21 protein-coding genes and 1 other annotated feature are annotated in these 26,381 nt (G+C 40.2%); of the genes, 7 read left to right on the forward strand and 14 right to left on the reverse strand.

Annotation, left to right across the window (positions count from 1 at the left end):
* Nucleotides 1-60: 60 nt before the first annotated feature.
* Nucleotides 61-1,755, reverse strand: coding sequence for a septation ring formation regulator EzrA (gene ezrA / locus ACFOU2_RS06775; protein WP_377913443.1), 1,695 nt, complete (start codon nt 1,753-1,755; stop codon nt 61-63).
* Between the two features lie 357 nt (nt 1,756-2,112).
* Between ezrA and hisJ the strand changes: the two genes are divergently transcribed.
* Nucleotides 2,113-2,907, forward strand: a complete 795-nt coding sequence (gene hisJ / locus ACFOU2_RS06780) for a histidinol-phosphatase HisJ (protein ID WP_377913445.1) — start codon at nt 2,113-2,115, stop codon at nt 2,905-2,907.
* Here the strand turns inward: hisJ and refZ are convergent.
* Entirely contained in the window at nt 2,897-3,532 is a 636-nt protein-coding gene (gene refZ, locus ACFOU2_RS06785) for a forespore capture DNA-binding protein RefZ (RefSeq protein WP_377913447.1), read from the reverse strand. The two genes, hisJ and refZ, sit on opposite strands and share 11 nt — an antisense overlap.
* 216 nt (nt 3,533-3,748) lie before the next feature.
* On the opposite strand from refZ, the gene ACFOU2_RS06790 reads away from it, so the two are divergent.
* On the forward strand, nt 3,749-4,228 hold the full coding sequence (locus ACFOU2_RS06790; RefSeq protein ID WP_377913449.1) for a GAF domain-containing protein: 480 nt from the start codon (nt 3,749-3,751) through the stop codon (nt 4,226-4,228).
* A gap of 69 nt (nt 4,229-4,297) precedes the next feature.
* On the opposite strand, the gene ACFOU2_RS06795 is transcribed toward ACFOU2_RS06790, so the two are convergent.
* Nucleotides 4,298-6,199, reverse strand: a complete 1,902-nt coding sequence (locus ACFOU2_RS06795; RefSeq protein ID WP_377913451.1) for a sensor domain-containing diguanylate cyclase — start codon at nt 6,197-6,199, stop codon at nt 4,298-4,300.
* Between the two features lie 382 nt (nt 6,200-6,581).
* Here ACFOU2_RS06795 and rpsD point away from each other — a divergent pair, with 382 nt between their 5' ends.
* The gene (gene rpsD, locus ACFOU2_RS06800; RefSeq protein ID WP_377913454.1) at nt 6,582-7,184 is read left to right on the forward strand and encodes a 30S ribosomal protein S4; all 603 of its coding nucleotides are present in this window, start codon (nt 6,582-6,584) and stop codon (nt 7,182-7,184) included.
* A gap of 243 nt (nt 7,185-7,427) precedes the next feature.
* Here the strand turns inward: rpsD and tyrS are convergent, their stop codons facing one another.
* Together tyrS and acsA are read right to left on the reverse strand one after the other, a co-directional pair.
* Nucleotides 7,428-8,684: a tyrosine--tRNA ligase gene (gene tyrS, locus ACFOU2_RS06805; RefSeq protein WP_377913456.1), complete on the reverse strand. Its 1,257-nt coding sequence runs from the start codon at nt 8,682-8,684 to the stop codon at nt 7,428-7,430.
* A 51-nt stretch (nt 8,685-8,735) separates the two neighbouring features.
* Nucleotides 8,736-8,967: a binding site (T-box leader), on the reverse strand.
* A gap of 238 nt (nt 8,968-9,205) precedes the next feature.
* Complete coding sequence (gene acsA / locus ACFOU2_RS06810) at nt 9,206-10,921, reverse strand: acetate--CoA ligase (protein WP_377913458.1); 1,716 nt, start codon at nt 10,919-10,921, stop codon at nt 9,206-9,208.
* Between the two features lie 250 nt (nt 10,922-11,171).
* Here acsA and ACFOU2_RS06815 point away from each other — a divergent pair, with 250 nt between their 5' ends.
* The 3 genes from ACFOU2_RS06815 to ACFOU2_RS06825 all read left to right on the forward strand — a co-directional run bounded on the left by ACFOU2_RS06815 (nt 11,172) and on the right by ACFOU2_RS06825 (nt 13,817).
* Entirely contained in the window at nt 11,172-11,804 is a 633-nt protein-coding gene (locus ACFOU2_RS06815; protein WP_377913460.1) for a GNAT family N-acetyltransferase, read from the forward strand.
* A gap of 202 nt (nt 11,805-12,006) precedes the next feature.
* Complete coding sequence (locus ACFOU2_RS06820; RefSeq protein ID WP_377913462.1) at nt 12,007-12,651, forward strand: acetoin utilization AcuB family protein; 645 nt, start codon at nt 12,007-12,009, stop codon at nt 12,649-12,651.
* Complete coding sequence (locus ACFOU2_RS06825; protein WP_377913464.1) at nt 12,648-13,817, forward strand: acetoin utilization protein AcuC; 1,170 nt, start codon at nt 12,648-12,650, stop codon at nt 13,815-13,817. Before ACFOU2_RS06820 ends, ACFOU2_RS06825 begins: the two co-directional genes overlap by 4 nt.
* A 62-nt stretch (nt 13,818-13,879) precedes the next feature.
* On the opposite strand, the gene ccpA is transcribed toward ACFOU2_RS06825, so the two are convergent.
* The 5 genes from ccpA to ACFOU2_RS06850 form a co-directional block, all read right to left on the reverse strand.
* Nucleotides 13,880-14,878: a catabolite control protein A gene (ccpA, locus tag ACFOU2_RS06830; protein ID WP_377913466.1), complete on the reverse strand. Its 999-nt coding sequence runs from the start codon at nt 14,876-14,878 to the stop codon at nt 13,880-13,882.
* Between the two features lie 219 nt (nt 14,879-15,097).
* Nucleotides 15,098-16,174, reverse strand: a complete 1,077-nt coding sequence (locus ACFOU2_RS06835; protein WP_377913468.1) for a bifunctional 3-deoxy-7-phosphoheptulonate synthase/chorismate mutase — start codon at nt 16,172-16,174, stop codon at nt 15,098-15,100.
* A 249-nt stretch (nt 16,175-16,423) separates the two neighbouring features.
* Nucleotides 16,424-16,741 (reverse strand): bacillithiol system redox-active protein YtxJ, encoded by a 318-nt coding sequence (gene ytxJ, locus ACFOU2_RS06840; protein WP_377913470.1) that lies wholly within the window; start codon nt 16,739-16,741, stop codon nt 16,424-16,426.
* Between the two features lie 111 nt (nt 16,742-16,852).
* Nucleotides 16,853-17,308, reverse strand: coding sequence for a YtxH domain-containing protein (locus tag ACFOU2_RS06845; protein WP_377913472.1), 456 nt, complete (start codon nt 17,306-17,308; stop codon nt 16,853-16,855).
* 21 nt (nt 17,309-17,329) lie between these two features.
* Complete coding sequence (locus ACFOU2_RS06850; RefSeq protein ID WP_377913474.1) at nt 17,330-17,809, reverse strand: DUF948 domain-containing protein; 480 nt, start codon at nt 17,807-17,809, stop codon at nt 17,330-17,332.
* Nucleotides 17,810-18,073: 264 nt separating this feature from the next.
* Between ACFOU2_RS06850 and ACFOU2_RS06855 the strand changes: the two genes are divergently transcribed.
* On the forward strand, nt 18,074-19,189 hold the full coding sequence (locus ACFOU2_RS06855) for an aminopeptidase (protein WP_377913476.1): 1,116 nt from the start codon (nt 18,074-18,076) through the stop codon (nt 19,187-19,189).
* A gap of 62 nt (nt 19,190-19,251) precedes the next feature.
* Here ACFOU2_RS06855 and murC read toward each other — a convergent pair whose 3' ends face one another.
* The 4 genes from murC to ytpR form a co-directional block, all read right to left on the reverse strand.
* Nucleotides 19,252-20,550, reverse strand: a complete 1,299-nt coding sequence (gene murC / locus ACFOU2_RS06860) for a UDP-N-acetylmuramate--L-alanine ligase (RefSeq protein WP_377913478.1) — start codon at nt 20,548-20,550, stop codon at nt 19,252-19,254.
* A 419-nt stretch (nt 20,551-20,969) separates the two neighbouring features.
* Nucleotides 20,970-22,058, reverse strand: coding sequence for a nicotinate phosphoribosyltransferase (locus ACFOU2_RS06865; RefSeq protein WP_377913480.1), 1,089 nt, complete (start codon nt 22,056-22,058; stop codon nt 20,970-20,972).
* Between the two features lie 319 nt (nt 22,059-22,377).
* On the reverse strand, nt 22,378-25,542 hold the full coding sequence (locus ACFOU2_RS06870) for a DNA translocase FtsK (RefSeq protein WP_377913482.1): 3,165 nt from the start codon (nt 25,540-25,542) through the stop codon (nt 22,378-22,380).
* Between the two features lie 214 nt (nt 25,543-25,756).
* Nucleotides 25,757-26,365: a YtpR family tRNA-binding protein gene (gene ytpR, locus ACFOU2_RS06875; RefSeq protein WP_377913484.1), complete on the reverse strand. Its 609-nt coding sequence runs from the start codon at nt 26,363-26,365 to the stop codon at nt 25,757-25,759.
* Nucleotides 26,366-26,381: the final 16 nt, after the last annotated feature.

The raw sequence follows: 26,381 nt of genomic DNA on the forward strand, positions 1-26,381 counted from the left end.
TGCCCATTTATTCTTTCTTAATACATAAAGAAAAGCCTCCCATACAGGAAGGCCTTTTCTTTATGATTCTTCTTTTGGCACTAAGCTTTCCAGGCGTTCAATTGCTCCTGGTTCCACTTGTTCAATCGCACTTGCTGCCTGTTGAAAGGCAGCATGATAATGGTATTTTCTAAATGATTCTTCCGCTTCTTGGAGCGATTGCGCCACAAATTGATGGCGGCTGCGATAACGGTTTCCGTACTGGATGACTTTTTCAACAAGAAACGCATCACGAACCATCGCTTCTGTTTCTGTAAAAGTTAATTGCACAGTCTCTGTTGCCTGCTCAATCAGTCCATTTACAGCTGCAATGTTTAACGGCTTTTCTTCTAGTTTTGCCATCACATCTTGAAGAGAGTTTCTCGCCTCTTCCACACGTTTCTTATATTCAAGCGGGACCCCGGGTAAATTCCCTTTTTGGATGAGTCGCTTTGCTTCTATTAATAGTTTGCGTAATTCTTGAATTCGCTCTTTCGCTGCTAATTCGTCTTTACGTAGAGCCTGTAAAATTTCGATATACGACTTTTGGTGATCTCTAACTTGTTGAAGCTGTAACGATACCTCGTTTAATTCTTCCTGAATGACCGTGTAAGCAAGGTTATGTTCAGCAATTCTATTGGCAACATTGTAATACAAATTAGACAATCGTTTTATTTCACGATCTATTTTATGATACATGTCCAATTCAGCCGGGTTCAACTGGTAACTTTGCTGAACAAAAAGCGTTTCCTCTTTTAATTCCTTATTCTTGTCCTGCAGCTCTTTTAACAAGGAAGCGATGCTGTTGGATTCTCGTTTGATCTCATGGTACGCATATACTTCTTTTTCAAGAGCATCGTAGAGCTGATCCGTGACTTGATTGACCTCTGCTAGTCGTACCTTTGCTTCCTCCACATTTAAATCTTCTACTTGCTCCACTATCCAGTTCAGATCATTTGGCAAGATTTCAAGAGTTTCTTTTATTTGTAAATGCTCTAGCATATAACCCTGTTCACACATTTCTTCATAGCCGTCGGCTAACTCCCTTAATTGGGAAGGCAGTGTCGTTTGACATTCTGTTAGTAATCTTGGAATGTCTTCTAAATATTCATTAATTGTAACTAAATCTTGTTGAATGCTTAACACGATCTCACGGGCATGCAAATAGTTCCCATTGTCTGTTGCTTCTTCAAACAATGTAAATCTGCTTTTAATTTCAGATAGTGCTTGTTCAAGATTGCCCTCAGCTTTACCGTAGGTGTAACGATGAGCCAGTAGTTTCTTTTTGATGTCTCGATAGAACTGCTCTAACTCCTCACTATCATGGCGGTTGCTTTGTTCACTGCCAATCAAGTTTTGGAGTTCATCCAAAATCGTTTGAATGCTTCCTTTAATCCCCGTTAAAGCTTCCTGTATATGTACCAATAACTGCTTTGCTTTTTTGAATCGGTATTTATCCGCAGCTTCTTCAGTTTCAAATAACAGCTCATCGATTTTAGGAAGATCCGTTGTAACAATGTCATCCCATTGTTCTCTCCAGCGTTCGAACAATTCTTCTGTTTCGCCTGTCATATTGAGCTCCTTGACTTTTGAAATCTCCTCTGCAACAGGCATATGCATCAATTCCATTTTAATGGCTTCTAACCGGTCTACTTCTTTATATATTTGCTTTCGGGAATAAACCCCATAAATAATGACTCCAATTACTAGTACGATAAGCGCTATCGTGAGTTCCATACTAAGCCCCCTTACACTGCCCGTCCGATAAAACAGTTTCTTCTTTTATCCCGCATTAACTGTCCGTAAAACTCCCCTTCTATAAGTCGGAGATAAACCGCCAATAAATGCCCGATTGGTTCAACTATCCTTCAGTGGGGAATAGAGCCGCCACTGAAAGAAGTTTCACTTTATGTAAAAGCGGCTAAAAACAAGCCCATTTTTAATTTTTTCGTCAATGTTTTAATGATACCATGTTCACCGCCGTTTTTGAGAAAAATTTTTAATTTTTTTGTATAAAATGTTGGCAGTTTCCCGCTTCTTTTTTATAAAATTGGCATAAAGGGTTTAAAGTAACATCTTTAGGAGGTTAGTTGATTGAAAATTGATGGTCATATTCATACACCATTTTGTCCCCATGGCTCGAAAGACCTGCTATACCAATACGTCGAGCGTGCCATCGAACTGGGGTTTGAAAAAATTTCTTTTACGGAACACGCCCCTCTTCCCCAAGGATTTATCGATCCGACCCCGATGCAGGACAGCGCAATGCGAATGGAAGAGATGGAGCGCTATTTGCTGGAGATAGGGAGAGTCAAAGAGGAGTTTAAAAACGATCTTAGCATTCAAATCGGATTGGAAGTGGACTACATCGAGGGATATGAAGACGAAACGAGACAATTTCTTGATGAATATGGGTCTTATCTGGATGATAGTATTTTATCCGTTCACTTTTTGAGAAAAGACTCTGCCTATTATTGTTTGGATTATAGTGATGATATGTTTTCCATTATCATCGAACAGTTTGGCTCAGTCGAAAAAGTGTATGAGGCTTACTTTAAAACGGTAAGAAACTCTATCGAGAAAGATTTGGGGGAATACAAACCTCAAAGAATCGGACATATTACCTTGGTTCATAAATTTAAACAACGGTTTCCTTGTCCAATTGATTTCAAAGAGACGATTATTGATCTTTTAGAGAAGGTTAGGCATCACAATTTACAGCTGGATTATAACGCAGCCGGATTGTTTAAGCCTCTTTGCCAGGAAGCCTATCCTCCACAATGGGTCGTTCAAGAAGCAAAAAACAAAAAAATCCCTCTTGTCTATGGGTCTGATGCCCATTGTGCGAAGGATTTAGGCCAGGGATTCACAACTGTTTTTAAAGGTTAACATATATCCGGGTCTGTTCCCGGCAAACAACATGATGAACCCAATTTTCCATTTCTTTTATATATTGATCAATGAAATATGGCTCATGTGGCAAGACGTACAAAACCTCAGATAAATATTGGGAATGCAGATAAGGCATCGTTAACATCCCTTTTAGCTGCATAATGACATACGGGATATTGGAACGCTTGAATTCTTGCTGTTTTATCCCTTTTTCCAATAACGAGGCTAAAATATATTTTTCCTTAGCGAGATAAGTTGTCATAACTTCACGAATGAATGTCGTATCTAATGAAACTTCACGGTAAACAACCCGGGCAATATGGCGATGCTGATGCTGATAATTCATCACATATCGAATTAAGGTCATCAAGCATTGTTTTGCCGATTGTTGCTCCAAACAAATGAAGGCTTCCTCGAGCTCTTTAATATACCCTTCAAAAAAGGTTGTGACCAAGTTTTCTAATAGTCCTTCTTTGCTTTCAAAATAATAGGATATGTTGGCAACATTCACTTTTGCTTTTTTGGCAATTTCCCGTACGGAGGTCCCGTCAAAACCTTTTGTATTAAATAGAGACACAGCAGCATCCAATACCTTTTCCTTTGTTCTTGATTTGACAGCCATTTTAGACACACCTTTCAACAAAAAGATTGTGTGCGATACTTATTAATTGAAAAAACATACTGATTGTGACAAAATAAGTCCCTAATAAATCGACTTATTATACTAATTCGTTTTTACTATTCTCTTTCCTTTAAGATCTTCTCGACAAAGTCATAAGAGAACTGACGTAATCTGCTAAAACCAACCTATTTCTATTCATAGATGGAGGGAATTATTATGTTTCATGTCGAAAAATACAGCGGCTCTAAAGAAAAGAACTATGAGCTTGTTATTAAACAGCTGCAAGCATTGCTTGAGGGAGAGCCCAATCAGATTGCCAATTTAGCTAATGCATCGGCTTTATTGAACCAATTTTTAACAGATATTAACTGGGTAGGCTTTTATTTAGCGGAAGAAAACGGACTTGTGTTAGGACCGTTCCAAGGCCTTCCCGCTTGTGTAAGAATTCCGTACGGAAAAGGGGTTTGCGGTACGTCCGCTCAAAATCGCCTGACGGAACGAGTGGCCGATGTTCATCAATTTCCTGGCCATATTGCTTGCGATGCAGCTTCTCAATCGGAAATTGTGGTGCCGCTGCTGAAAGATGGACTATTAATCGGCGTGCTAGATATTGATAGTCCTATTAAAAATCGTTTTGATGAAGTGGATCAACAGTACCTTGAAAAGTTTGTAGAAACACTTGTTGCGTTTTTATAAAAAGGACAGCCCCATCATAAAAAGCCGAATACAATCCCGCAGTTAAAAAGCCCGCATGTAGCGGGCTTTTTAACTGACGACATTTTCGCCTTGTGCGATCACTTGATTTTTCCCAAGATGCTTCGCCTTATAAAGGGCTTCGTCTGCTCGATTAAACAACTTTTGTACACAGTCATCCATGTCTCTTGTCCAAAATGACACTCCGCATGAGATGGTTGTTTTAGGATTCGTGTATTCCTCTACTTTTTCCACTAGGCGTTTAGCGATTTGAACACCGCTTCTTAGTGGAACAGAAGGCAAATATACTGCCAGCTCTTCCCCTCCCCAGCGTGCTCCGATATCATTCTCCCGAACATGGGTCTTAATAATACGGGCGATCTGAATAATAATTTGATCACCGATTTGATGGCCATATGTATCATTGACCTTTTTAAAGTTATCGATATCAATAAGGATGAATGTCCCAAACCCGTCTTGCTCCATAGACTTCTGAATTTGTTCATCTAGATAACTGCGAGAATACAGCTTTGTTAAATAATCAGTGACGACCAACTTCTCCAATTCTTCACGCAGCATTGAATTAGTGAACGCCAATGTGGAGTGGTGAACGAGTGACTGTAAAAGCTTGAAATTGTCAAATGAGAAGAAATACGGCTCCTCATGCAGAACAATCGTGGCTCCTTTTATCATTCCATCTTGCATCATCGGAACAGCCATGATGGAGCGGAACTGAAGCAGATCCTCTTCCAAATGAATAGAAGCCTCATTAACAAACAGTGAATCTTTCTCTTTCATCATCTTCCGATAAACAAATTCAACATATTGCTGCGCCGCTGATGTAAAAAAGAAGGTCGTACTGCCCGCCAATCGCTTATCATTCGTCCCATCCGTAAACAATACGAACCCTACTTCACTTGCACGGAAAGACTTGCAAATTTGTTTGGCCATAAAGCTGATCGTATCAGTTAATCGCAGGCTGGAATTCAAGCGATGTGATGTTTCATTAATCAGCTTTAGATCTTCAACCAATTTTTTCGATTGATGATATAACTGAGCATTTTCCAAAGCACCGCCTGCTGTGTGAGCTAACAAAGTAATGAATTTGACCTCCTCTTTTGGAAGCAATGTCATGTCAGGAGCAATCACTTGTAGAATTCCATATATCCCTTGTTTTCCATTAAGAGGAGCATATAAAACAGAATACTGTTCTTCCATTTTCCCTTCCATCCGAACCGTACCCGTTACATACGATTCCATTGCCGCACCGCTAATGTTATCTCCGTCATACTGAAGATATTTAATAGGTAAATACTCATGGCTTCCGTAGTCATGTGAAAGCAATAAATGATATTCAAATGTCGGGTACATTTCTTTTAACGTGCTAATCACTTCTAGTAAAACATCATTCATATCCATAGATGAATGGAATTTAGTCGTAACCCGGTATAACTGTTCATACCGGGTTTCCTGGGTGGATATTTGCTGATAATGATAAAAGAAATTGAATACATGTTCGCATTCTTCCCCTACACGAGAAAGGAAGGAAGAAGTTCTGGACTCTCCGCTTTTTTTTCGAATATATAAATATCCTTTTCTTTCATTATGTATAATCAAAGGGACTAAAAAGCTATCTTTATACTCTTTTGATTCTTTCTGTAAAGGGCCCAAAGATGTTTTTTCGTACGAATCAATCAAATCTAAAACATGGGAAGATGATGGAGAACCTTCCCATTCCAGCCCAAAAGAAGCCTCGGCTCGTCTACGAGTTTTCGTTGAATGCTCCAAAATGAAAGCTGCCTCATGAATATCACAAACAGAACTAACAATTTTAATCATTTCGTAAGCTAATTCTTTCAAGGAAAGGCTTATATATTTGTTTGTCAAAAGGTCAAAAAATTCAGTTTTTAACTGTTGTAACTGATTTTTCTCTAAACTGCCCATATTATCACCCGTGATAAATAATAACCGCATCTATTTTCCTAATATTACTATTATATATGAAGAAATGTCTATTTTCCTATCAAAAAATTGTTAAGATTTTATTTTATCCGCGGGGAGAATCCCACATTTTTCTTTCATAATTTCAAAGAACATTTGAAACCGACTAACGATATTCAGCAAGCTTGAAATCGAAATTCGCTTGACATTATCCTTTGCAAATCATATAATATGCTTTGTGTGAAATATGCAGCCTATACAGTCTTCTTTATGTCATCATTTTATTCCTCCACGCCGAGGTGTATCGTGTAACTCTCTGCTGCTAGAGCGAGGATACATGAAAATAAAATGAGCATATCGCAAGAATGTGTCTGTTTTTGTTTCATGCGAAATAAAAACACAAGGAGGAGTCATCATGGCTCGTTATACTGGTCCAAGTTGGAAATTATCTCGTCGTCTTGGCATTTCATTAAGTGGTACAGGTAAAGAATTAGAAAAGCGTCCTTACGCTCCTGGTCCACATGGTCCTGGCCAACGCAAAAAATTATCTGAATACGGTTTACAATTACAAGAGAAGCAAAAATTACGCCATATGTACGGTGTAAATGAGCGTCAATTCCGTAATCTTTTCGATGCTGCTGGCAAAATGGCTGGTAAGCACGGTGAAAACTTCATGATTCTTTTAGAATCTCGTCTTGACAATTTAGTATACCGTATGGGTCTTGCTCGCACTCGTCGCGGAGCTCGCCAATTAGTAAACCATGGCCATATCTTAGTTGACGGCCAACGCGTTGATATTCCATCTTACCGCGTAAAACCTGGTCAAGTAATCAGCGTTCGCGAAAAATCTCGCAACGTAGCTTCAATTAAGGAAGCTATCGAAGTAAACAACTTCGTACCTGACTACTTAACATTCGATGCTGAGAAATTAGAAGCTACATTCACTCGCTTACCTGAGCGTTCTGAATTACCAGCTGAGATCAACGAAGCATTAATCGTAGAGTTCTACTCCCGTTAATAAAAAAGGAACCCCACTCTTCCTGGTGGGGTTCCTTTTTTATTAATAGATGAGGTTTAGGTTTCATCCAGAAATATAGCAAATACACTATTTATTTGTTTGATAATGCGAATCAGGACAATAAAACATGTAAAATAGAAACCAATACACAAACAAAAGGGACCTTTCATCAAGCCGACATGAAAGGTCCTTTTAGGGAAGATGTTTTAAAGGCCTGTATTTTAGATCATTAAAACATCTTCTTTAATATTTGATTAAGTAATATTTTTTCTTGCCGCGACGGATGACCGTAAACTGTCCTTCGATGCGGTCTGCAGCGGTAATAACTTTATCCAGCTCCTGTACACGCTCGCCGTTAATGTAAATGGCACCACTTGAAATATCTTCACGTGCCTGACGCTTTGATGGTGAGATTTTGCTATTTACAAGAAGATCGATTAAGCCAATCTCTTCTCCTATGTGTTCATAGGAAGGAACATCTTTAAATCCTTGCTTGATTTCTTCCGCTGTTAATTCAGAGATGCTTCCGCTGAATAATGCTTCTGAAATTTTGATTGCCTGGCTTAATGACTCCTCTCCATGGACAAGTTTTGTCATTTCAGCCGCTAAAGCTTTTTGAGCAGCTCGTTTTTCAGGAGCCTCTGCCGTTTGCTTTTCTAACTCCGTGATCTCCTCGTGAGACAAGAATGTAAAGTATTTTAAGTATTTCACAACATCACGATCGTCTGTATTGATCCAGAATTGATAAAACTCATACGGTGATGTTTTTTCCGGGTCTAACCAGATGGCACCGCCCTCTGTTTTTCCAAATTTCGTTCCGTCTGCTTTCGTGACTAAAGGCACAGTTAAACCGAATGCTTTTGCATCTTCTTCCGTTTTACGAATTAATTCCAGCCCTGCTGTGATGTTGCCCCACTGGTCACTGCCGCCAACTTGAAGCTTACAATCGTAAGTTTGATATAAGTTCAAGAAATCATATGATTGTAAAATCATATAGCTAAATTCCGTAAAGGAAATACCTGTTTCAATACGGGATTGCACTGAGTCTTTTGCTAACATATAGTTGATGCCGAAATTCTTACCGATATCCCGCAAAAACGTAATAACATCCAGGGAACCAATCCAGTCATAGTTGTTGGCAATCATGGCCGGATTTCCCGCACGATCAAAATCTAAGAAGCGAGAAAGCTGGTCTTTAATGCGCTGGCTGAAAAAGGCGACCGTTTCTTTTTCATTTAATGTACGCTCCGCTTTCTTCCCGCTCGGGTCTCCAATCAGACCTGTTCCTCCCCCAACAAGAGCGATGGGGTGATGGCCGGCTTGCTGGAAACGGCGCAGGATTAAAATAGGCAGCATATGTCCGATATGCAAGCTGTCTGCTGTCGGATCAAAGCCGCAATACAGCCTTACACTTTCTTTTTCTAACAGCTCTTTTAATCCCTGTTCATCTGTTTGTTGATTAATTAATCCTCGAAATTGTAGATCTTGCAAGATATCCACTCTCGTCCACTCCTCTTTTTTTCGGATAAAATAAAAAAATCGCCCCCTAAAACAAGGGACGATGAGTATCGCGGTACCACCCTAATTGGAGTTTTACAAAAAACTCCCGCTCAAAAAGAAATAACGGTCAAACCGTCTTTTGCTAATAAGTTCATGAGTATAACCGTTCACAAAAGATGCTCACGGGTGTAATTCATAATTATCTTTGTACTGGTTTTCACCAACCACCAGCTCTCTAGGAAACAGGGAGATAACTACTACTTGTTCCGATCAATGCTCTTATATTATTTAGTATCCATTATTACCTGTAGAGAATTATCCATACAGTATGTATTATGAAACATTTCCCCCTCAAATTCAAGTATATAAATGCACATAAATAAACGGACGTGAATAAAAAACGCTCGCGACTGCTTATGCGTACATAATTTGACATAAATGCTTATTATTTATGTGGATTCATATATGATTTTCTTAAACAAGAAGAAACCGGGTGTTTTTTACCCGGTTTCTTCTTGTTTCTAGTCTTCCATCGTTGATAAGTCGCCTGTAGGCAAATTAAGCTCCCATGCTTTTAATACACGGCGCATAATTTTACCACTTCTTGTTTTCGGTAATTTATCACGGAACTCGATTTCACGTGGTGCTGCATGGGCAGCTAAACCTTTCTTGACAAACTGGCGGATTTCTTCAATTAGTTCATCAGATGGGGAATAACCATCACGCAGAGCAATGAATGCTTTAATAATTTCACCGCGAACAGGGTCTGGTTTACCGATGACACCCGCTTCCGCTACAGCAGGATGCTCAATAAGCTTGCTTTCTACTTCAAATGGGCCTACACGCTCACCAGACGTCATAATGACATCGTCAATACGGCCCTGGAACCAGAAATAGCCTTCTTCATCCATATAAGCCGAATCACCGGATACGTACCAATCACCTTGTAAAAAGTAAGATTGATATTTCTCCTCATTATTCCAAATAGCACGCATCATGGACGGCCATCCCTTCTTAATGGCAAGGTTACCCATGCGGTAAGGAGGCAATTCATTACCATGATCATCCACAATGGCAGCTTGTACACCCGGAATCGGTTTCCCCATAGAGCCAGGCTTAATTTCCATACAAGGATAATTACAGATTAATTGACCGCCCGTTTCCGTCATCCACCAAGTGTCGTGGATACGTTTATTGAATACTTTCATGCCCCAGCGTACAACCTCAGGGTTTAACGGCTCGCCAACACTTAAAATATGACGAAGTGCGCTTAAATCGTATTTTTTCAATAACTCATCGCCTGCACCCATCAACATGCGGAATGCAGTCGGTGCACTATACCACACGCTTACACTATAGTCTTCTAAAGCCTGGTACCATGCTTCAGGGCTGAAACGTCCCCCGATAATGACATTAGATGCACCCACTAGCCATGGACCAAAAATACCGTAAGCTGTACCCGTTACCCAGCCCGGATCAGCTGTGCACCAATAAATATCATCTTCTTTTAAATCAAGAACCCATTTCGCTGTTTGATAGTGTTGAACCATGGCATTATGTACATGGAGAACACCTTTTGGTTTACCAGTGGAACCCGAAGTATAATGAAGGATTAATCCGTCTTCACGGTCTACCCATTCGATCTCTAAGTTTCTGCTGGCTTCATCTAAACGCTTTTTAAAATCAAGATACGGACCTTCTTCTGTGATGTTTTCACCGACGAGTAAGATATGTTTTAAGGCAGGTAATTCGTTTACAGGGACACGATGGAGTAATTCTGGAGTTGTTACAAGCACTTTTGCTGCACTGTCTTCTAGACGGTCTTTTACGGCACCTTCCATGAAGGCTTCGAATAATGGCCCTACAATGGCACCTAATTTGATCGTTCCTAGTACTGTAAAATATAATTCAGGTGAGCGAGGCATGAAGATGAATACTCGATCCCCTTTTTCTACGTCAGCTTGCTTCAGTACATTCGCAGCCTTGTTGGAAAGTTCTTTCATTTCCTTATATGTGTATTTTTCATCACGATTCCCATCTCGATAATAGAGGGCAACTTTGTTTTTGCGAGCTGATTCAGCATGCCTGTCAATCGCTTCATAAGCTACATTGACCTTTCCTGTTTCATACCATGAAAATTCCTTCTCTACTTCTTTCCAATTAAATGATTCATAAACCCTTTTGTAATCTTCCAAGTTGTAATCCCCTTTTGTTACAGGAAGCGCTTCCAGTTTCATCACAAATTCCCCTTTGCGTATGTATATTTTTTACATAATATATTATAATATAAAATGTATTTTTTCTCAATTTTTAAAATATTCTTTTAAAACATTTTTCTATTAATTCTCCTTACTAAATGTACTTATTCTAGCTTTCACGAAAATTCCCTCTTTAAATATTAAAGTTTTTTGAAAACAATTTATTTTCGGGTATTTTTTGTATAATACAAATTAAGCAGATGCTTTACTATCCAGGGTGGTGAATAGATTGGATCACACAAAAACATACAACGTTAAGGAGCTAAAAACTTCAGTCGGAACGATTGTCGTTGAGGGGCCGATTCCCCCTAATAGAATAGAAGAGTTAGAGTTTCATGAACAACTTACAGCCTTTCGCCCTCCTTCTCAACAAAAAAAAGCCTTGGTTGAAATAGCCGGCTTACCAGAGGGGCGCATTATCGTTGCTCGTCATCATGACATGGTAATTGGCTATACTACATATTTGCATCCAGACCCTTTAGAGCGATGGTCAGAAGGAAATATGGACAATTTGATCGAATTAGGTGCAATAGAAGTTGCTCCTCCCTTTCGCGGATTTTCCGTCGGTAAAAATTTGTTGCAAGTATCCATGATGGATGAGGCCATGGAGGACTACATTATCATTACTACTGAATATTATTGGCACTGGGACTTAAAAGGAACAGGATTGAACGTTTGGGATTATAGAAAAATAATGGAAAAAATGATGAATGCAGGAGGGCTTTTCTGGTTTGCTACTGATGACCCAGAAATTTGTTCACATCCTGCCAATTGTTTAATGGTTCGAATCGGAAAAAGGGTTGATTCAGATTCCATTCAAAAGTTTGACCAACTTCGCTTTCGAAATCGGTTCATGTATTAGTTTTTATCATCTATGATCCGACTTCATGTTACGACTAGTTTATCCTGTTCTACGGGTGGTAATCCTCTACTTTAAAGAGCGGAAGACGACCACTCCTAAGGACTCAATTAGCTTAACCAACCATCAGATAATAAAAGGGAACTACTTTCACGGCGCCCTGTGCGTCGGAAGTTTCACTTTAGAACTAAGGGAGTCGTTAAAGATGATTGTGGAAGAAATAATGACAACAGATATCATAACCTTAAATCCAAATGATTCGATTGCTGAAGCTATAAAATTGATTCACCAATTCAATATCCGTCATATTCCAATTGTCAATGATCAATTGCAGCTGGTCGGTATCATATCAGACAGGGATGTTCGCGATGCCAGCCCCTCTATTTTTCATAGCAGTGTACATATCGAGGACCTGGAAAAGCCCGTAAAAGAGATTATGAAGTCTAATGTGATTACAGCTCATCCTCTTGATTTTGTAGAAGAAATAGCGGGCATTTTTTACGAACATCGCATTGGCTGCCTTCCAATCACAAAAGGGAATGAGCTTGTTGGTATTGTCACAGAGAAAGACATTCTTGATACACTTATTCAACTTACGGGAGCGCATCAACCCGGATCAAAAATAGAGGTAAAGGTAGAAAACAAAGCTGGTGTTTTAAGTGAGGTTACAGCTGTATTCCGACAATCAAAAATTAATATTTTAAGTGTGCTCGTTTATCCCGACAAGGATGAAAAACATAAAATCATTATGTTTCGGATTCAAACTTTAAACCCGACATCGATTATTACTGAATTAAAACGACATGGATACATGGTGCTTTGGCCAAATTTACCGGGGATTACATCATGACAAAAGAAGCCGTTTTTATTTATTCAGATTCTTTTCTAAACTATAAATTCAGTAATAATCATCCTTTCAATCAATTGCGGGTTAAATTAACATATGATTTACTACGTGAAGCGCAAGCCTTGCGTCAGGAAGATATTGTCCCTCCTCGAATTGCGTCAGAAGAAGAATTAGAGCTTGTTCATGATCCCCATTATATTCAAGCAGTCAAATTAGCCAGTGAAGGAAAACTTCCGCTTGAGACTGCAGACGATTACGGGTTAGGAACAGAAGATACTCCAATCTTTCCTAACATGCATGAAGCAAGCATGTGGCTTGTTGGAGGCACTTTGACAGCAGCGGACTATGTCATGACAGGAAAAGCGCAACACGCCTTAAGTTTGGGGGGCGGTCTCCATCACGGATTCCGTGGAAAAGCATCGGGGTTTTGCATATATAATGACAGCTCGGTTGCCATTAAATATATCCAAAAAAAATACGGAGCAAAGGTGCTTTATGTTGACACGGATGCTCATCACGGGGACGGCGTCCAATGGACCTTTTACGATGATGAGCAAGTATGTACGTTTTCCATTCATGAAACAGGTCGATATTTATTTCCAGGAACGGGAAACATTAACGAAAGAGGACATGGAAAGGGATATGGATACTCATTTAATATCCCATTAGATGCCTATACGGAAGATGAATCGTGGATTGATGCCTACACAACTTCCCTTAAGGCTGTAACGGAATTTTTCCGCCCGGATGTCATACTTACACAAAATGGAGCAGATGCTCATTATTATGATCCTCTCACCCATCTTTGTGCCACTACTAAAACTTATCGTCACATTCCAAAGATTGCCCACGAATTAGCCCATCAATATTGTAATGGGCGCTGGATTGCCGTGGGAGGGGGCGGATATGACATATGGCGTGTTGTTCCAAGAGCCTGGTCTTTCATATGGATGGAGATGACAGGACAAAACAATATACAAGGACCTCTGCCGCCTGCCTGGATTGAAAGATGGAGCAAAGTATCCCCTGTTCCGCTGAGTACCCATTGGGACGATGGGGACCATTTATATGAACCCATTCCCCGCAAAGCGGAAATTACCGAAAAAAATGCCCAAACGGTGCAAAAATTATTATATCCGTTAAATCAGCATACAAAAAAAAGTATATAAGAGCATAAAAGAGGATGACTCGAATGGTATCCCTTTTATACCATTTGAGTCACCCCTGTTTTTTATTTTGTTGATTTTCTAAACTCGATTCGATGCGGAAGCTGCACAATGTGGCTGTCCACTTCTTCTTTATTCATATATTTCGTTAATAAACGCATCGCTACGGCTCCGATATCATAGATTGGTTGAACGACCGTTGATAACTGAGGACGTACCATTGTCGCTAATTTTGTATTATCAAAACCGATGATTTCGATGTCATTCGGTACATGATATCCTTTATCCTGTGCACCATGAATAACTCCCAATGCCATCTCGTCTGTACTTACAAAAACAGCCGTTGGTTTTTCATTTTCCTCTAGTAGCTTTTCAATCGCTTCAATTCCTGAATCATACGTATAATCACCAGCCACAACATATCCTTCTTTATACTCGATACCAGCTTCAGCTAACGCTTTTTGATATCCGCGCACATGTTTTTCCTGGTTGATCGGTTCTTCCAGAGGGCCTGTTACAAAAGCGACGTTACGATGTCCTTTCTCGATTAAGTGCTGTACTGCATCGTATGCAGCTTGTCCGTAATCAATGTTAACGGAAGGGATTTGCCCTGATGATTCGATAGATGCCGCCAGCACGATCGGAACGGGTGATTTTTTCAACTCTTCTACATGTTCCTCTGTCACATTTCCACTCATGAACACGATTCCGTCCACTTGCTTGCCCAGCATTGTATTTAAAAGGTGCAATTCCTTCTCTTTGTTCTGGTCTGAATTGCTTAAGATGATATTATACTTATACATGGTAGCAATATCTTCAATCCCCCGTGCTAACTCGGCATGAAAAATACTTGAAATATCAGGGATGATAACTCCAACTGTTGTTGTTTTTTTACTTGCCAACCCACGTGCTACTGCATTTGGACGATATCCTAAACGTTCAATTGTTTCTAAAACCTTTTTTCTTGTAGAAGGTTTTACATTCGGGTTTCCATTAACAACGCGAGAAACGGTTGCCATTGAGACATTTGCTTCTCTTGCTACATCATATATTGTTACATTCACAAAACAACACTCCTTGTATCAAACACATTTTTATATTAGTTTATCCTTAAGTTAGCTATTGTAATTATGTATAAAAGATCAGATGTCTTGTAATTAATATACGATACTATACATATAGACCGCAACGAATTTACAAGGATTTTACACGGTGCAAATCTAGAACGAGAAAAGCCCTCTACTTTTTTGTAGAAGACTCTCCTCCCAAAAGGTTTTCAGTATTCAAGATAATACATTGCATAATGGCTTTAACTCACTAATAAACTCTTTAAATTGGGGAATATCCATTTGCTGAGCTGAATCTGAAAGGGCAACAGCAGGATCCGGATGAACCTCTGCCATGACACCATCTGCTCCAATCGCGAGAGCTGCTTTCGCTGTAGGCAACAGCAAATCACGGCGCCCTGTTGAATGAGTGACATCAACAAATACAGGCAGATGGGTTTCCTTCTTCAAGATTGGAACAGCCGAAATATCCAGTGTATTGCGAGTGGCGCGTTCATACGTACGGATACCTCGCTCGCAAAGAATAATTTGTCCGTTTCCTCTGGAGATAATATACTCTGCTGCATTTATAAACTCATCCAGAGTAGCCGCTAAGCCGCGCTTTAATAAAATAGGTTTATTGACAGAACCTGCCGCTTTTAACAATTCGAAATTTTGCATGTTACGTGCACCAATTTGAATAACGTCAATATAGTCAAGGGCCGTTTCAATATCAGCAGGTGTTACAATCTCACTAATGACCGCCATATCATACTCATCGGCAATTTGCTTTAAAATTTGCAGTCCTTCTAAACCAAGCCCCTGAAAATCATAAGGTGATGTTCTCGGCTTAAACGCCCCGCCTCGTAATAATCTTAAACCTTGCTTTTTAGCAGCCTCCGCCACTGCTGCCACTTGTTCATAGCTTTCTACAGAACAAGGGCCTACAATGAAATGCTGTGCCCCATTGCCAATCTTCTCGCCTTTAATATTGACAATTGTATTTTCAGGTTTCTTTTTACGGGATACAAGCAATGCTTTTCGATGATCGTCATGCTGCAGTTCCAGACCTGCCTTAAAGATTTCTTTAAAGATATGCTGCAGTGTAGATGTTTCAAAAGGGCCAGCATTGTTTTCCTCAATAAGATTCAGCATCGCTCTCTCACGTACCGGGTCGAATCGGTTCGTTCCCTGCATTTCTTTAAGTTTTCCGATTTCTTGCACAACTTTTCCGCGCTCGCTAATCAAATTTAAAATTTGCAGGTTAAGATCGTCCATTTGTTGACGCAATTCGTCTAAACGATTATCCGTCATTACATCACAGTCCTTTCACTTATGTTGGAGCTTTGAGCTTATGTCCGTTCTAAATAAGGATTAGGACATATTATAAACAACTTCAACCTGATTGTCACGACTTTTCTCCTTAGCGAATAACCGCTTTTCCGCAATGAAGTCCAAAAATGGCATAAACCGTTCAGTATATCGTTACAAATCGATCATTTGTAGAAACGTGGTTGAAGAATGGCCTAAAAGCATGTTCTTTATGCTTTTAGGCCATTTTCTCTAGATTTGTTCCGCCATTGCCTTTGAAGTGATATTCCAATGGGATGCATGCCATTTAACTTCTTTCTTGTTGATCATAAAAGTCTGTGGAGATTCATGTTTAATCCCAAATTTCTCAGCTATATAATTTGAAAGCGGGCGAGCCTCTTGGACATGTAAGAAATAAGCAGGTATATCGGCATGTTCATTGGTGAACTTTTCAAATTCATCATATCCGGCTTTACTGATAGGGCATGTGATACTATGTTTTAAAAACAAAAAAGATTCGTGCTCCTGAAGCAGTTGTTCAAATTGTTCAATGGTCGATATTTTTTCCACTAAAATCGCCCCTTATGATAGATAATATTATAGTTATCATATCATTTTTACACTTGCAGGCACAAATACAAAGACCTCATGTCTCTAGGGATATGAGGTCTAAAACAGTTGCTACGATTTCATACTATTTTCAATTTCGTCAAATGCTTGTTTCATTTCGTTGAGCTTTTGTTGTACATCAACAGCATCAGGAGAGGAAGGACGATTTTCCACTTCATCTTCTAGCACTTGTAAACTCGAATCTGGAAGTTCCTCCATTTGATCTTCTGAAGAGGATTTTCTCATCCCTTTTACTTTGTTTACCACTTCCGAAGACTGTTGAGAAATAGTGCCAGAAAGTTGTATGGTCTTATCTTTTGCCGTTACAGCAAGCTCTTGTCCTTTTTCCATCGCTGAATTTTTCACTTGTTCCGTTTTCAAGCGAATGTAAGTAGCCTGGTCATTAATATCAGACCGAAGCTCTCTTCCGGATTTAGGAGCTAATAATAGCGCCGTGGCCGCTCCTACTACTCCTCCAATGATTGTTCCCAATAAAAAATCCCTACTGTTTAACCCCTCTTTGCTCATGGCAACTCCTCCTTTTTCCCATTAAGTATACATTCTCGAACGGTCCATTTGTTCCTTCCGTTCTAGTGTTTCTTTTTCTTTTCCCATTTTTTGTTTTCTCGATTTGATACGCTCCCAAATATCAAGGGCCGCATTGCTCCATTGAACAACTTGGGCGACCGTTTCTTGATTAGCTTCTACCTGTTTAGAAACCTTACGGGAAACGCCCTTAATTGAGTTATTTAACCCTTGAATGGATTGACCGACATCCTTAACTGAATCGACCACTATGTTTAACGCTTCTGCTTTTTTTTGGATATCATCAGCTAATGCATTCGTTTTATGCAGCAGTGCTGTCGTCTCCGTTGTAATGCCAACCATCTGTTTTTCTACGCCTTCTAGTGTTCCTGCAACTGAATTTAATGTATGCTGAACAGAACGAAGTGTCTTTGAAATCGAAATGACAAGATAGAAAAAGGCAATCGCAATGATCGCTACGCTTATGTAAAGAATTATAATCATTAAATAATGGCACCTCCCGAATATTGTTACAAAATCATACCCAAATTTTTTTGAAAGTAAACAAATGACCCTGTAAGGACTCATAAATGTACTTCTATTATTTTTATTAACTCTTTTTCATTAAACTATAACGAAAATCCTTTTTTCTTTCATTTTGGAGCGCAAAGACCAAACAGTCAAGAGGAGAAGTCAATGGATAAACAAAAATAAAAGAATAGGGTACAATAAGAATGCAAAGCTTGATTAGACATAGGAGGCTATAAAATGAAAGACCCTCGCATTGAAAAACTCGCAAAAAACTTAATCAACTATTCTATTCGTTTGCAAAAAGGAGAAAAAGTACTGATTGAGAACTTCGGTCTGCAACGCGAATTGGTAAATGCTCTTGTGAAGGAAGCATACGCAGCGGGAGGCTATCCTTTCGTGTTATTAAAAGACCATTCGGTTGATCGTGCTCTTTTAATGGGAGCACAAGAAGAACAATTCAATATGATTGCCGACTTCGAAGCAAACGTCATGGCTCAAATGGATGCCTATATTGGATTGCGTTCAGGAGATAATATTTCTGAACAGTCAGATGTTCCAGATAACAAAATGAAGATTTATGGAAATACGGTCGGTAAAAAAGTCCATCGTGAAATTCGCGTACCAAAAACGAAATGGGTCGTACTTCGTTATCCAAACGCTTCTATGGCCCAGCTTGCCAAAATGAGTACGGAAGCATTTGAAGATTTCTATTTTGACGTATGTAACCTTGATTACAGCAAAATGGATAAAGCGATGGATGCACTTGTTGAATTAATGAACAAAACAGATAAAGTGCATCTTACAGGTTCCGGAACAGATTTAACCTTCTCAATTAAAGATATCCCGGCCGTCAAATGTTCCGGCCAAATGAACATCCCGGATGGTGAAGTGTACACGGCTCCCGTGAAGAATTCGGTAAACGGTACGATTACATATAACACCCCTTCACCGTATCAAGGGTTCACTTTTGAGAATGTCCAATTAACGTTTAAAGATGGCAAAATCGTAGAAGCAACTGCTAACGATACAGAACGTATCAACAAAATTTTCGATACGGATGAAGGAGCTCGTTATATCGGTGAGTTCGCTATCGGCGTTAATCCTTACATCCAACACCCTATGCAGGATATTTTATTCGATGAAAAAATTGACGGCAGTTTCCATTTCACCCCTGGCGAGTGCTATGAAGATGCTTACAATGGTAATCATTCCAACATTCACTGGGATATGGTGATGATTCAGCGCCCTGAATACGGCGGCGGCGAAATTTACTTTGACGATGTATTAATTCGTAAAGACGGCCGTTTTGTGCTCCCTGAACTTGAAGCCCTCAATCCGGAAAATTTAAAATAACTCTTCCCCCTGCTAAAGCAGGGATAAGAAAATGCTCCTCCCTTTTTAGAGAGGAGCATTTCTTATGCAAACGTCTTTTGATATAATTCTTCGAACTTTTGAATATCACCAGCGCCCATAAATACTAATACAGCACCCTTGTGATCTTTTAACATGACTGTCGTTTCTTCATTGATCAGTTCCGCACCTTCGATTTTCTCTTTCAAGTCATGGATGGATAACTTTCCATGATGTTCTCGTGCAGAACCAAAAATATCGCATAAATAGACTCGATCCGCTCCTTGCAGACTTTCAGCGAAGTCCGTCAAAAACGTCTGTGTTCTTGTAAACGTATGGGGTTGAAAAATCGCCACAATTTCGCGTCCTGGATATTTTTGCCGTGCAGCAGAAATCGTTGCTTTAATTTCAGTAGGGTGGTGCGCATAATCATCGATGAGAACCTGCTCTCCCACTACCTTCTCACTAAAGCGGCGTTTCACACCCTGGTATGTTTTTAAGCGTTCTTGAATAATCTGTACGTCAATTTCTTCGTAATGGCACAAAGCAATGACTGCCAGGGCGTTAAGAACATTATGATCCCCATAACCAGGAATTTCAAAAGACGCAAAGAACGTGTTGCGTACAAATACATCAAATGTTGATCCTGTTGTACTTTTTACAATGTTTCTTGCTTGAAAGTCATTTTCTGCATTTAATCCATAATAAAGAACAGGAACTTTTGCATGAATTTGCTGCAAGTGCTCATCGTCTCCGCATGCAATGATTCCTTTTTTGACTTGCAGCGCCATGTCTTGGAATGCACTAAATACATCATCAATGTTCGCAAAATAGTCTGGATGGTCGAAATCAATATTCGTCATAATAGCGTAATCGGGCGTGTACGATAAGAAGTGTCGTCGATACTCACAAGCTTCAAACACAAAATACTCACTGTCCTCTATGCCTCTTCCAGTCCCATCTCCAATCAAGTAAGATGTCGGCTTAGCTCCTTGCATCACATGTGAGAGCATTCCTGTTGTAGATGTCTTTCCATGTGCTCCTGTCACTGCAACACTTATAAAGCGCTCCATAAATTGTCCAAGAAAACGATGGTAACGAATTACCGGAATATCTTGTTCAAGTGCCGCCTGAATTTCTTCATGCGTATCCGGGAAAGCATTTCCCGCGATTACAGTCATCCCTTGATGAATATTCTCTTTATCAAAAGGTAAAATGCGAATTCCACGTTCTTCTAACGATTTTTGAGTGAAAATCTCTTTTTCAATATCTGAACCTTGGACATGGTAGTTCATATCATGCAGGATTTGCGCCAGGGCACTCATCCCTGTCCCCTTAATCCCCACAAAATGGTAAACTGTCATATAAAGAACCTCCAACATTCGTCTATCTGTAAGACAGTATATGACGGTTATCTAGAATTGCTCATTCCTTACAACCTCATGATTATGTAAGATCGATTTTCCGATGATCCTTGAGCATAACATTTTTCATTATATCACTCTTTAGAGGATTATACCATGGAATTTAAAGTCAATCCCTCTTTCACTATATAGCTTTCCCTTTCTTCCTAGGTCTATTGCATCAGTTCGAAAAAAGTGATCCCCCACTTCAAGCTGCAAGAAGTGGAGGATCACTGCCCATAAAAGTCAGATCAGATTAACTGGCCATCAGATAATAAGGCAATGTCCTGCTGCAATACCTTTGCTGGCATGTCCGGTACGTTAAGAGACTAACGACACAGTGTCACGCCGGAGCCCCCACCGTGAGAAGCTTCATTTCATTAAATGTCTACTTTCTCAAGACGGGGATTTGGACGATATCGTCTGCCTGCTTTTGCCTGATGCTCCCCGTTTAGAATAACGTTATCTCCAGTGAATCCAATATGAAGTTTTAATAAGCTGCTGCCTACTCCATAAATATCAACAGGTACGTTTTCCGCTTCGAACTCTTGAATACGCTTCTCGTTGAATCCGCCGGTAACCACAATTTTCACATGTTCAAACCCTTCTTGATCCAGCGCTTGTCGTAAAGCAAAAATCAGCTGGGCATTCACACCTCGCGGATCAAATGTCCCAAGCACTTCCGGGTTTCTGACAAAATATTGGTCAATCATTGTACGAGATGTATCGACACGCACTGCTTTTAATTTATCGCCAAATTCTCGTGCTACCTTTAAAGCATCTACAATCACATCATTGTTATAATCGACCAGTACCATTAGCTCATCGTCTGGAAATTTGGCATGATACGCTCTTGTTGCCTCTACAATATCTCCATTAAATAATTGAATAAGCGCGTGAGGCATCGTTCCCATACCGGCTTTTCCCCACCACTCATTCATCGCATGGGTGGCTTGTGCCGTTGAACCGCCTATATAGGCTGCATAGCCATCTCCGGCCTGCTGGGTGAAATGATCATCGCGATCCCCCATAAAAATAACCGGTTTCTTGCCTGCAGCTTTGACCACATTATATACGTTAGTCGCCACCGATGTTCTTCTCGCTAAAATTCCATCAATAACCCCTTCTAAATATCCAAAATTTTGATAAGGACCGGTCACAGTTAAAACTGTCTCAAACGGCTTAATTTTCTCTCCATCTTTCAAAGAGTAGATCTCTAACTTCTCCGGCTCATCAGCGAATGTTTTGATAAGAGCAATGACCTCGTCTGTCCCGCAAAGAACAGCATGCTCTTTTTGAAAAAATTGCATGGTCACAGTATTGTTCGGTTTAAATTCTTTTACTATTTCTCTTGTCTTTAAAAAATAAACGGCTGAAAACCAACCATCTTTTATACGTTCATCAAATTTAAAAGTACGATTCGTTAAGCGTTTAATTTTACCCTGTAACTTGAGTTCAATTTCTTTCATCCCCGAAACTCCTTATTTACGAAACTAAAATTTTTACATTATCTTTACATATAGTAAATCATTTTAAGATTGATGACAAATCCCTTTTACACTTAAACCTCCCAAATGAAAAAAGGTTGTAAATAAAACGGCCAGGAAAAGTCCCTTCTTCATTGCGTTTTATTCACAACCTTTTGAAGTTGAATTTCATATATATGGAATTTAAATTTTTAACATCATTCATCTTACATCAGGTTTAAATACTCCATTTGTACGGGTTCGCTTTAAAAGCAACCTGAATAAGCTAAAAAGGTTCTCATATAAGTCTTCGACAAGGGCCCTAAAACGACGAACTGGCATTTTGCAATTCGGTTAGCTCATCTTCCGTAATTAAAATATCTCTTGGTCTGCTTCCTTTTGCTTCCGATATGATTCCTTGTCCTTCCATCATATCGATCAGTCTGGCTGCACGATTATATCCAATTCGAAAATGGCGTTGCAAGCTTGAAGTAGATGCGCCGCCTTGATTTAATACAAATTCACAAGCCTCATAGAACAACTCATCTTCCTCTGAAGAGAAGTTTTGCTGTTTTTGGATCAAATCATTCTGTTCGAATAAATAATTTGGCTTCATTTGTTTCTTTACATGATCGACTACTGCATCAATTTCTTCATCCGATACAAAGTTACCTTGAACGCGTACAGTTTTAGAAGATCCATTTTCAAGCAACAACATGTCACCCCGGCCTAACAGCTTTTCAGCCCCCGCTGTATCAATAATCGTTCTTGAATCGACTTGTGAGGATACAGAAAACGCCACGCGTGTTGGCACGTTCGCTTTAATTAAACCTGTAATAACATCAACAGACGGACGCTGAGTCGCAAGCAACAAGTGAATGCCGCAGGCTCTTGCTTTCTGGGCAATACGACAAATTGCTTCCTCTACCTCACCGGGTGATACCATCATTAAATCGGCCAGCTCGTCAATGATAATGACCAAGTAAGGAAGTTCTCCGCTCTTTTCATTATGCTGTTTCACTTTTTCATTGTACTTCGTAATATCCCGGACCCCTGTATGAGCAAACAATTCATAACGTCGTTCCATTTCTTCGACAGCCCACTTTAAGGCAGCAGTGGCTGCCTTGGCATCTGTAATGACCGGACTCACAAGATGCGGAATCCCGTTGTAAGGGGCTAACTCAACCATTTTCGGATCAATCAGCATCAGTTTCACTTGATGAGGTGATGCTTTATATAACAAACTCACGATAATGGTATTGATACATACACTTTTTCCTGAGCCTGTCGCCCCTGCTATTAATCCGTGCGGCATTTTCTTTAAATCTATCACAATAGGAGTTCCGGAAATATCCAATCCCAACGCAACAGCTAAAGGTGACGAATGCTCTTTAAATACAGGGGTGCTTAAGATTTCCTGGATCAAAACAGCCTTACTTTGGCGGTTGGGCACTTCGATTCCAATTGTATTTTTTCCTGGAATCGGCGCTTCAATCCGAATATCCCTCGCTGCCAAACTCAACTTAATATCGTCTGTCAAGTTGGTAATTTTATTCACTTTTACCCCAGGCTCAGGATGCACTTCAAATCGGGTAACTGTAGGACCTTGTGTCATATTTACTACTTTGGCACGCACATTGAAATTTTTAAGCGTCATGTCGAGAAGCTGCCTTTGTTCTTCAAGCCACTGATGGTCATCTTCATGTTCATGTTTTGGAATACTCAATAGATTCATAGATGGAAATTCGTAAGCCCCTTCTCTATGCCCTGACAGAAGCGGAGAAGACGGAGACTCCGCTTGTAAAGAAGCCTTATCCTTTACAAGAGTCCGCTGGACGGCATGCTCTGTTTTTGAAAAGGGAACGTTGTTGGATTCTTTTTGCTCTCTCTCTTCTTTTGCATGTTGATTGGCTTGCCCGCTTATTGACATAGTCTGTGCTGATTGTGCAGACTTTCTAACCAGCTCTCTTTTTTCAAGTTGCTGACGATCTTTCTTCAACATCATGACATTAAATGGCACAAACGGTCGACGCGGGCGGTCTTGTTGTACAGGCTGCTTTGAATCGGCAGAAGGAGCTGGCTGTAAAGATTGATCGGTTCTTTCCATTCGCCCTATTCCTTCTGCAGCCTCCCGTACCTCCAATCGATCCGCTACTATGTCTACCTGCTCTTGTCTTGCCATGGCCGGCTCTGCTTCTACCGGTTGCTGCAGCTGTATAAACTGAGCTCCTTCCATCCGCTGTTCCGGCTCCACCATTCGTTCCGTTTCCACGTATGGCGTTGATTCCATCACCGGTTGTGCCTCTTGCGGCTGCTCTGACACTATCGCTTTTTCTATCTCTATGTAGGGAGCTGGCTGTACCACTTGTCTTGCTTCCGCCGATTGTTCCGGCCCCACTGTTCGTTCCGTTTCCACGTATGGCGTTGATTCCATCACCGGTTGTGCCGGCTCTACTGTTCGTTCCGTTTCCGCACGGAGAGTCCCTTGCATCATCTGTTTCTCTTCCATCCGCTGTTCCGGTAATTCCTCTCTCTTAAGGAACAATTGTCCTCCTGAATATACCCGGTTTTGCGTTTGCTCTGCCTGTGGCGAATGCATCGCAACGGGATGATGACCGCTGCCTTGTTTTTCCCTGGTCATTGAGGTGTTCTGAGCAAGGCTCTCTTCGCTCATAGGTTTGAATCGAAATGTTTGTTCATACAGAGATCCATAATCTGCTCCTTGTCTTGGATTCTCTCTTACATCTAACTTTGTGTCTTTGAATCTTACATTTCCAGGTATTGGCCCAGCTGATTTGCCAGAGTCTTCACCCTCGCTTCTTGCAGCATTATTGTGCGATTTATACTTAGGTCTTAACGGGGAGATTAGCTTGTCATATCTATCCGCTACCTCCTTATAGGCAGCAATTTCCCGCTCAGCCGATAAGTTGTTATAGCTGATTTTGGAACTTTGTAACATACTTACAGAAGAAGAAGGCAATTCAATTTCAATTGCTTTATCCACCGCTTCCCCCGGCCTTAAGGTCGATCTCTGCTTGAACCCATAAATTGGAGAAGGCACTTCCGTAGGACGGAACGGTCTCGTTCTTGTCTGTTCCTCTTTTGCCTGCTTCACTCCCCCCCGCTGCGGGTATTCAGCCTGTTCTTTCTCACGTAAGGGATTATTCCTATAAGGCTGTTTTCTAAGAACATGGTTTTCTGCCGTGTCCGCTTCTTTTCTTCTTCTTGGACGAGGCTCTTGTACTAATTCTTCATCCGGAATAAGAGGAAAACGGAACTTCCCTTGCGGATATTGATAGGCGACTCTTGCTTGTACTTCCCCCTTCTCCTTTTTAGGCTCCTCCACCAAAGGATGCTGCATCACCGGTTCCTTCTTTTTATGCACCGGTTCTTTTTTTATTTTTTCAATTTCTTTTCCGTCTTTCACAATAATTTCTTTTACTTCATATCCAAGGACATAGTCCATTACTTTACGAAACCAACCCAATTTTAATCACTCTTTCTCCATGTAACATATATTTTCCAAGTATATTTTAGCACGATATAAAGAAAGTAAAACCAAAAAACAAAAAAACCACTAGCCTATACTAGTGGTTTGTTATTTTATCAGAATAACCTCTATTTGTTAATGCATTTTGTGGATTTGTAAAGGTTGAAATATCCTTGTAAAAGAGCTTGGGCTTGAAGTCTTAGCTCTTTCATTACTGTCGGAAAAAGGGCTGCCCGATTTCATGCTCTTCTGATAAGACTAAAATACCTTTTTCTTGCGGGGCATTTGGTAAATCTAGCTCTCTTGCCGAACAAATCATACCGGATGATGCTACTCCTCGGAGTTCAGCGTCTTTAATCACAAGGCCGCCTGGCATAACCGCTCCCACTTTTGCGACCACGACTTTCTGGCCTGCATCTACGTTAGGGGCACCGCAAACAATTTGCAGTACTTCACTTCCTACGTCTACTTTACAAATGCTTAATTTATCGGCATTTGGATGTTTTTCTTTCTCTTTTACATAACCTACGACAAACTTCGGTGATAAATCGACCTCGATTTTCTCTTCAAAACCGTTTTTCGATAAAATTTCATTTACTTTCGCCGTTAATTCCTCTGTCAAATCAACTGGACCGTTGCTTGTTACTTGTACATATTTCGATGCATCGAACACATTATATCCCGCTGTTTCATTTGTTTCGGAGTTAAAGATACGGGCCACGTCCCCCTTTTTCTCAAAGGTGCGCCGCTCCAAGTCGATATCTTTTAATGTAATAATTAATGTGTCGCCAATTCCTGCTTTGTTATAAAAAATGTTCATATTCGAATCCTTTCTT

The sequence above is a fragment of the Bacillus songklensis genome (assembly GCF_042649685.1).
GTDB classification, from domain to species: domain Bacteria; phylum Bacillota; class Bacilli; order Bacillales; family Bacillaceae_H; genus Bacillus_BA; species Bacillus_BA songklensis.

Excerpts from the sequence above, each read along its gene's own strand:
- acsA (WP_377913458.1), bottom strand. The coding sequence starts at position 10,921 with ATGAAACTGGAAGCGCTTCCTGTAACAAAAGGGGATTACAACTTGGAA.
- ACFOU2_RS06850 (WP_377913474.1), bottom strand. The coding sequence starts at position 17,809 with ATGATTATAATTCTTTACATAAGCGTAGCGATCATTGCGATTGCCTTT.
- ACFOU2_RS06795 (WP_377913451.1), bottom strand. The coding sequence starts at position 6,199 with ATGCGGTTATTATTTATCACGGGTGATAATATGGGCAGTTTAGAGAAA.
- ACFOU2_RS06865 (WP_377913480.1), bottom strand. The coding sequence starts at position 22,058 with ATGAAAGAAATTGAACTCAAGTTACAGGGTAAAATTAAACGCTTAACG.
- ytpR (WP_377913484.1), bottom strand. The coding sequence starts at position 26,365 with ATGAACATTTTTTATAACAAAGCAGGAATTGGCGACACATTAATTATT.
- refZ (WP_377913447.1), bottom strand. The coding sequence starts at position 3,532 with ATGGCTGTCAAATCAAGAACAAAGGAAAAGGTATTGGATGCTGCTGTG.
- ACFOU2_RS06845 (WP_377913472.1), bottom strand. The coding sequence starts at position 17,308 with ATGAGCAAAGAGGGGTTAAACAGTAGGGATTTTTTATTGGGAACAATC.
- rpsD (WP_377913454.1), top strand. The coding sequence starts at position 6,582 with ATGGCTCGTTATACTGGTCCAAGTTGGAAATTATCTCGTCGTCTTGGC.
- ACFOU2_RS06855 (WP_377913476.1), top strand. The coding sequence starts at position 18,074 with ATGAAAGACCCTCGCATTGAAAAACTCGCAAAAAACTTAATCAACTAT.
- ezrA (WP_377913443.1), bottom strand. The coding sequence starts at position 1,755 with ATGGAACTCACGATAGCGCTTATCGTACTAGTAATTGGAGTCATTATT.
- ACFOU2_RS06790 (WP_377913449.1), top strand. The coding sequence starts at position 3,749 with ATGTTTCATGTCGAAAAATACAGCGGCTCTAAAGAAAAGAACTATGAG.
- murC (WP_377913478.1), bottom strand. The coding sequence starts at position 20,550 with ATGACAGTTTACCATTTTGTGGGGATTAAGGGGACAGGGATGAGTGCC.
- ACFOU2_RS06825 (WP_377913464.1), top strand. The coding sequence starts at position 12,648 with ATGACAAAAGAAGCCGTTTTTATTTATTCAGATTCTTTTCTAAACTAT.
- ACFOU2_RS06835 (WP_377913468.1), bottom strand. The coding sequence starts at position 16,174 with ATGACGGATAATCGTTTAGACGAATTGCGTCAACAAATGGACGATCTT.
- ACFOU2_RS06820 (WP_377913462.1), top strand. The coding sequence starts at position 12,007 with ATGATTGTGGAAGAAATAATGACAACAGATATCATAACCTTAAATCCA.